Source organism: candidate division WOR-1 bacterium RIFOXYB2_FULL_36_35 (genome assembly GCA_001771505.1).
Lineage (GTDB): Bacteria > Margulisbacteria > WOR-1 > XYC2-FULL-46-14 > XYC2-FULL-37-10 > XYB2-FULL-36-35.
Genome location: MEUA01000049.1, coordinates 1 through 5,721, shown reverse-complemented (window position 1 = coordinate 5,721; position 5,721 = coordinate 1). Strand labels below are relative to the sequence as shown.

Below are 5,721 nucleotides of genomic sequence, written 5' to 3'. Positions count from 1 at the left end.
ATTTTGAGCTCCTATTGCCAAAAAGATAGAATCATAAGATTTTTCCAAATCTTTTAGCGAAAGATTCTCCCCTATTTTCTTTTTAAGCGCGAATTTTACTCCTAAATTCTTTATATAACCGATTTCTCTGTCAAGCACATCTTCAGGTAATCTGTACTTGGGAATCGCGTATCTTACAAACCCTCCGGCTTTCGCGCGGTCGTCAAATATTGTCACATCATGACCAAGACGGACAAGATAAAATGCGGCGGTTAATCCCGCGGGCCCGGCTCCAACTATTGCAATTTTCTTTCCGGTTTTTGGAAGTTTTTCTTTTATCAGTTTGTCTATAACTATTTTATCTTTTTTGGTTTTTGACATCGCATCAGCTATGTATCTGTGAATTTCTCCCTGCGCGACAGGCCCATCAATATCATTTCTTCTGCACCTTGTTTTGCAATGATAAAGGCAAATTCTACCTGTTGTAGCAGGAAGAGGATTATCCCTTAAAACAGATTCAAACGCGTCTTCCAATTTTCCCTCTTTTAATAATTGAATAAACCCGGGAATGTTTATATGAAGAGGGCATGAGTTTTCACATGGGGATAAGAATAAATCTTTGCAAATTCCGGATTTGCACCTTTTTTCTTTTATATGGTCTTCATATTCATCTTTAAAATATTTCATTGTAGTTAAAAAGGGATTGGGGCCTGTTTGGCCTAATCCGCAAAAAGCTGATTGCTTAATTGTCCTTCCAAGCTCAAGAAGAAGACCCAAATCATTTTCTGTACCAATCCCGGAGGTTATGCCAGTTATAATTTTCCCTGCTTGATAAAGACCCAGTCTGCAGGGAACGCATTTGCCGCATGATTCAGAGGTAGTAAATTCAACAAAGTATCTTGCAACATCCACCATGCAATTATCCTCATCCATCACAACCATTCCGCCTGATCCCATAATTGTACCCAAAGCCGTAAGGGAAGCATAATCAACAGGAGTCTTAAATAAGCTGGCAGGGATACATCCACCCGAGGGCCCTCCGGTTTGGACTGCTTTTATTTTTCGTTTGGTTCCTGTCCCCTCACCGATTTCGTACACAATTGTCTCAAGCGATGTTCCAAGTGGAAGTTCCACAAGTCCTGTATTTTTTATTTTGCCGACAAGCGAAAACACCTTTGTTCCCGGGCTTTCTGCTGTTCCTGTTTTTGCAAAAAAATCTCCGCCGCGGGCAATTATCAAAGGAATGTTAGCCCATGTTTCAACATTGTTAATATTTGTAGGTTTGCCCCAAAGCCCTTTTTCTCCGGGAAATGGCGGACGAGGCCGAGGGCGACCCGCTTTGCCTTCGATGGAAGCAATAAGAGAAGTTTCCTCTCCGCAGACAAAAGCTCCAGCCCCCTCAACAACTGTGACATTAAGGCTAAAGCTTGAATTCAAAATATTTTTTCCAACGAGCCCAAGCTTTTCAGCATCTTTTAATGCTTTTTTCAACCTTTCAACAGCCAGCGGATATTCAGCCCTTACATAAACAATTGCTTCGCTTACTCCTGTCGCATAAGCGCCAATTATCATTCCTTCCAATATCATATGAGGGTCACTTTCAATTTCATTTCGATTCATGTAAGCGCCGGGATCCCCTTCATCCGCGTTGCAGATTATATATTTTTGGTCCCCTTTCGCATTTTTCATGATTTGCCATTTTATTGCGGTAGGAAAGCCTGCGCCCCCCCGTCCTTTTAGCTTTGCTTTTTTAACTTCAGCAATAACTTCATCCTGCGACATTTTTGATAAAGCCTTTTGCAGGGCAGAATATCCGCCAACTGCAAGGTATTCTTCAATATCTTCCGGATTGATCAATCCGCAATCTCTCAAAACAAGTTTTAATTGGCTTTTAAAAAACGGTATTTCATTCCAGGCGGGAATTTTTGGCAAACCTTTGCCATAAGATACTTTTGATTCTGATGTTAAATGATCCCATTCTTCAATTTTACATAGAGCTTTTTTTACAGGGACAACTCCTTTTGATAAATCTTTTACAATTTGCTCCGCATCTTTAGCCTCAACTTTATGCAAAATCACAAGAGGATTGCCCGGCAAATAAATGTTGACCAAGGGCTCCTGCGCGCAAAATCCAAAACATCCGGTTTTTGTAAGATATGCCTTTACTTTTTGTTTTTTAAGCTCTTTTTCAAATTCAACATACAAATTGTCAGCGTCATTGCCAACCCCACATGTACCCGCCCCCACTGCAATACGGGGAAAAGAGGTTGGCACAAGTTTTTTGAGGCCTTTTTGCTTAAGTGTTTGCAAGTTTTTTTCTTCCATTACTTTTTGCCCCCTTTGGCAATATTTATTCCCACACCAAAATTCCCCACTACGCTCGAGCAGGTGGGGTGTTGGTGTGGGAATTTATTATTTTCCTAAGTTTATCTGTAGTTACATTGCTGTAAATTATTCCATCAACTTCGATAACCGGAGCCAATGCGCACTGTCCAAAACATGCAACAGTTTTTATGGTAAATTTGTTGTCTTTTGTTGTATAAGATGTTTCACCCTCTTGAAAGTTTTTTTCAAGCCCTAAAAAATCAGCTGTATTTTCAAGTAAATCTTTGGAACCCCTTGTATGGCAGGCTGTCCCTCGACATATCACAACCAGATGTTCCCCCTGGGGTTTGAGATTGAAAAAAGCGTAAAATGTAGCAACTCCATAAATTTGAGAAAGAGGAATCCTTAATTTTTTCGCAATATATTCCATGACATTATCAGATAAAAATTTATGTTTATTTGTTTTTTGGGTCTCTTCTAAAATAGTTAAAAGAGCTCCTTGTTTTTCCCGATATTTTTCTATTACCGTATCAAGCGTTTTTTTATCAATTTTTTCTTCTATTGCAGGATTCATTTGCTGCCTCCTTTATTCTTTTTGCTCTTCTGCATCGCATTTACAAAATAGACAAGATTTTCAAGCTCAAGTTCTATATTCACATAACTTATTATGCAATCTTCAATCCCTCTTAATTTTATCGGCGCAAAATTAAGTATTCCCTTGACTCCAGCAGACATCATTTTTTCTGCAACTTCCTGTGCCGCATTTTCCGGAACTGAAATTATCCCTATTTTAATCCCATTTTTTCTGATAAATTCAATAAGTTCTTCAAAAGGAAGGATTGGGGGGTCCGCTTTTTTATTTATCTTTGAAGGATCAATATCAAAGCAAGCGACAATTTTAATTCCTTCTTTTTCAAGTCCTTTATATTTCATCAAAGCAGTTCCCAAATGGCCTGCCCCTACAAGAATTACTTTTTGAGTCTCATTTTTCCCTAAAATATCATTTAATTTTTCGATAAGTTCTTCTACCAGATATCCGCCACGGCGATTTCCCGATATTCCAAAAAGTGAAAAATCTTTTCTAACCTGCACCGAGGTCACACCAACCGAATCTGCAAGATTATCAGAAAACACTTTAACAAAACCTAAAGTTTTAAAACGTACCAATGCGTTTTTATACTCTGAAAGGCGAATTATATATGGTTTGCCAAGGTTTTGGTTATTCACAGTTGTGATTTAATTGTAGCATATTGTGAAACGATGTCAAATATCTTGTGAAAAAAATCACAAGGCTTTTTTAGCAAAGATAGAGGCTACGAAATAAAGTTTAGTGGTTTTCTAAAAAATTTAGTCGTACTCCAGAAAATCAGAAAAATCAAAAAAATACCTGCTCCGCCAGCACAAACAGTAGAAATGCCTTTATGCGCTATAAAAGATAAAGTATAATCCTCCATAAAAGATGTCCCATCGCAAGCTTTTCCTATAAAGCCTAAATTCTCGGCAACTTTTTCAAGACCGTCAGGATTTGATGAAGAAAAAAAAGAGGCTAGAATTATAATAAAAATAGAAAATAAAATTATCTTTTTCATCACTATTCGCCTTCCGCTGTCATCCTATTAAACATCTGAACCATAAAACCCGTTACAAATGCCTCTACGAAACCTATTAATATATGCACACTGACCATTGATTTTAAAACCAAACTCAAATCAACAGTGCCTGACATAGCAATTTCAAAAGAAGCAATAATAGAAGCCAAAACAACAGAAAACCATGAGGCAAAAGCAATGCTTAAATTTTTGGAAATTCTACTTTTTAGAAAAGAATATAAATAGTAAGGGATAAATGCTCCAAAGAAAGCCATGTTTATCACATTAGCCCCTATTGCAAGCAATCCGCCATCCGCAAAAAATAATGCTTGAATCATAACAACAACAGCCAGCACAAGTACCCCTGCAAAAGGACCAAGTATTACGACAGAAAAAGCTCCTCCAATCAAATGCCCTGAAGTCCCTTGAGAAATAGGGAAATTAAACATTTGCGCCGCAAAGACCAAAGAAGCAACCATCCCCATTTTATAAATTTTTTGTTCCCCTGCTTTTGACAAAACTCGCTTACTCTTACCAAGCAGCTGGACGAAATTTTGTGCGGCTAACCCTTCAAGCGCTTTACTTGGGACTAAAATTGTAACGGCCTCTTTTACTTTATTAAAGCAATATCCTATTGTTAATACAGCAACCCCTATCAAACCAACCGACATTCTAGGATCTAAAAAACCATCTGGGATATGCATTACTTTCTCACTCCTTTAACCCCTGCCTGCCGGCGGGCCTTTTAAAATTCAACAATAAATATCCCGAGCTCCTTGCTCAACATTCCCTAAAGAGTTGATAACAAATTTTTTAATGTTCTCATTTTTTATTTTATCAATACTATCCAAAATCATCTTATCCCCTAATATTTTAACATCTTCTGACGCATAATCACAAATATATTCCTTAAAGGATATTAACGCGTTTGGCAGGCATTTGTTTTTGATCTCCCCCGGTTTTGCAAGTTCCATAAAATCAAGCCCTGTCCGTCCAAGTCTGTAACAACCGGTGCAAAACGACGGGATATAACCCATTCTGCAAACATCTAAGATAACTTCGTCAAGCTGTCTGTGGTCTCCCAAAGAAAACTGCTCTCTGTTTTCTATTCCGCCATCTGAATATCCTCCAGGATTAGTCCTGCTCCCTGCACTTATCTGGGAAATTCCCAAAGAGAAAGACTCTCTTCTTATTTCCGGAGTTTCTCTAGTGCTTAATATTATGCCGGTATAGGGAACACTCAATCTTAAAACCGCTATTATCTTTTTAAAATCAATATCGGAAACAGGGTATGGAGGTTTTAAAGATACGGACGATCCAATCGCAGGTTCCAATCTCGGGACAGAAAGAGTATGAGGTCCCAGCCCAAATTTTTTTTCAAGATATTCTATATGCATCATAAGCGCCAAAACTTCAAACTTATAATCATAAAGACCGAATAAAACACCAAGCCCCACATCATCAATCTCCGCCTCAAAAGCCTTATCAATTGTATTTATCCTCTTTTCATAATCAGCTTTTGGTCCTTTGACATGCATTTTTTCATATGTCTCTTTATGATAAGTTTCCTGGAATAATTGGTATGTTCCTATCCCCGATTTTTTAAGTTCTTTGAATTGGTCGATATTAAGCGGCGCAATATTTACATTTACTCTTCTTATGTTGTTTTTCCCGTCGCGAGCTGAATAAACCGTCTTTATAGCATCTAGAATGTACTGAAAGCTGTCATTGGGATAAGATTCACCCGCAACCAAAAGTATCCTCTTTTGTCCTGCTTTAAGAATTGCCTCCGTCTCTTGTTTTATTTGAAGCATTGAAAGAAAACATC

Annotated in this window: 6 protein-coding genes; all 6 read right to left on the bottom strand. The window is 38.0% G+C overall.

What is annotated here, in order from left to right:
- Window positions 1–2,304, bottom strand: a 2,304-nt coding sequence (locus tag A2290_02095; protein ID OGC13705.1) for an NADH dehydrogenase, incomplete at its 3' end; no start/stop codon positions are given.
- 49 nt (window positions 2,305–2,353) lie between these two features.
- Window positions 2,354–2,878, bottom strand: a complete 525-nt coding sequence (locus A2290_02090; protein OGC13704.1) for an NADH dehydrogenase — start codon at window positions 2,876–2,878, stop codon at window positions 2,354–2,356.
- Window positions 2,875–3,531 carry a redox-sensing transcriptional repressor Rex gene (locus tag A2290_02085; protein OGC13703.1) on the bottom strand — a complete coding sequence of 219 codons (657 nt, stop codon included), beginning with the start codon at window positions 3,529–3,531 and terminating at the stop codon, window positions 2,875–2,877. Before A2290_02085 ends, A2290_02090 begins: the two co-directional genes overlap by 4 nt.
- A gap of 86 nt (window positions 3,532–3,617) precedes the next feature.
- Window positions 3,618–3,896: a hypothetical protein gene (locus A2290_02080; protein OGC13702.1), complete on the bottom strand. Its 279-nt coding sequence runs from the start codon at window positions 3,894–3,896 to the stop codon at window positions 3,618–3,620.
- On the bottom strand, window positions 3,896–4,597 hold the full coding sequence (locus A2290_02075) for a hypothetical protein (protein ID OGC13701.1): 702 nt from the start codon (window positions 4,595–4,597) through the stop codon (window positions 3,896–3,898). Before A2290_02075 ends, A2290_02080 begins: the two co-directional genes overlap by 1 nt.
- A 48-nt stretch (window positions 4,598–4,645) precedes the next feature.
- The coding region (locus tag A2290_02070) for a [FeFe] hydrogenase H-cluster radical SAM maturase HydG (protein OGC13700.1) at window positions 4,646–5,721 on the bottom strand (1,076 nt) is incomplete at its 5' end.

What these genes read in the sequence shown, in the direction of transcription:
- A2290_02090 (OGC13704.1), bottom strand. Translation starts at nt 2,878, where the DNA reads ATGAATCCTGCAATAGAAGAAAAAATTGATAAAAAAACGCTTGATACG.
- A2290_02075 (OGC13701.1), bottom strand. Translation starts at nt 4,597, where the DNA reads ATGCATATCCCAGATGGTTTTTTAGATCCTAGAATGTCGGTTGGTTTG.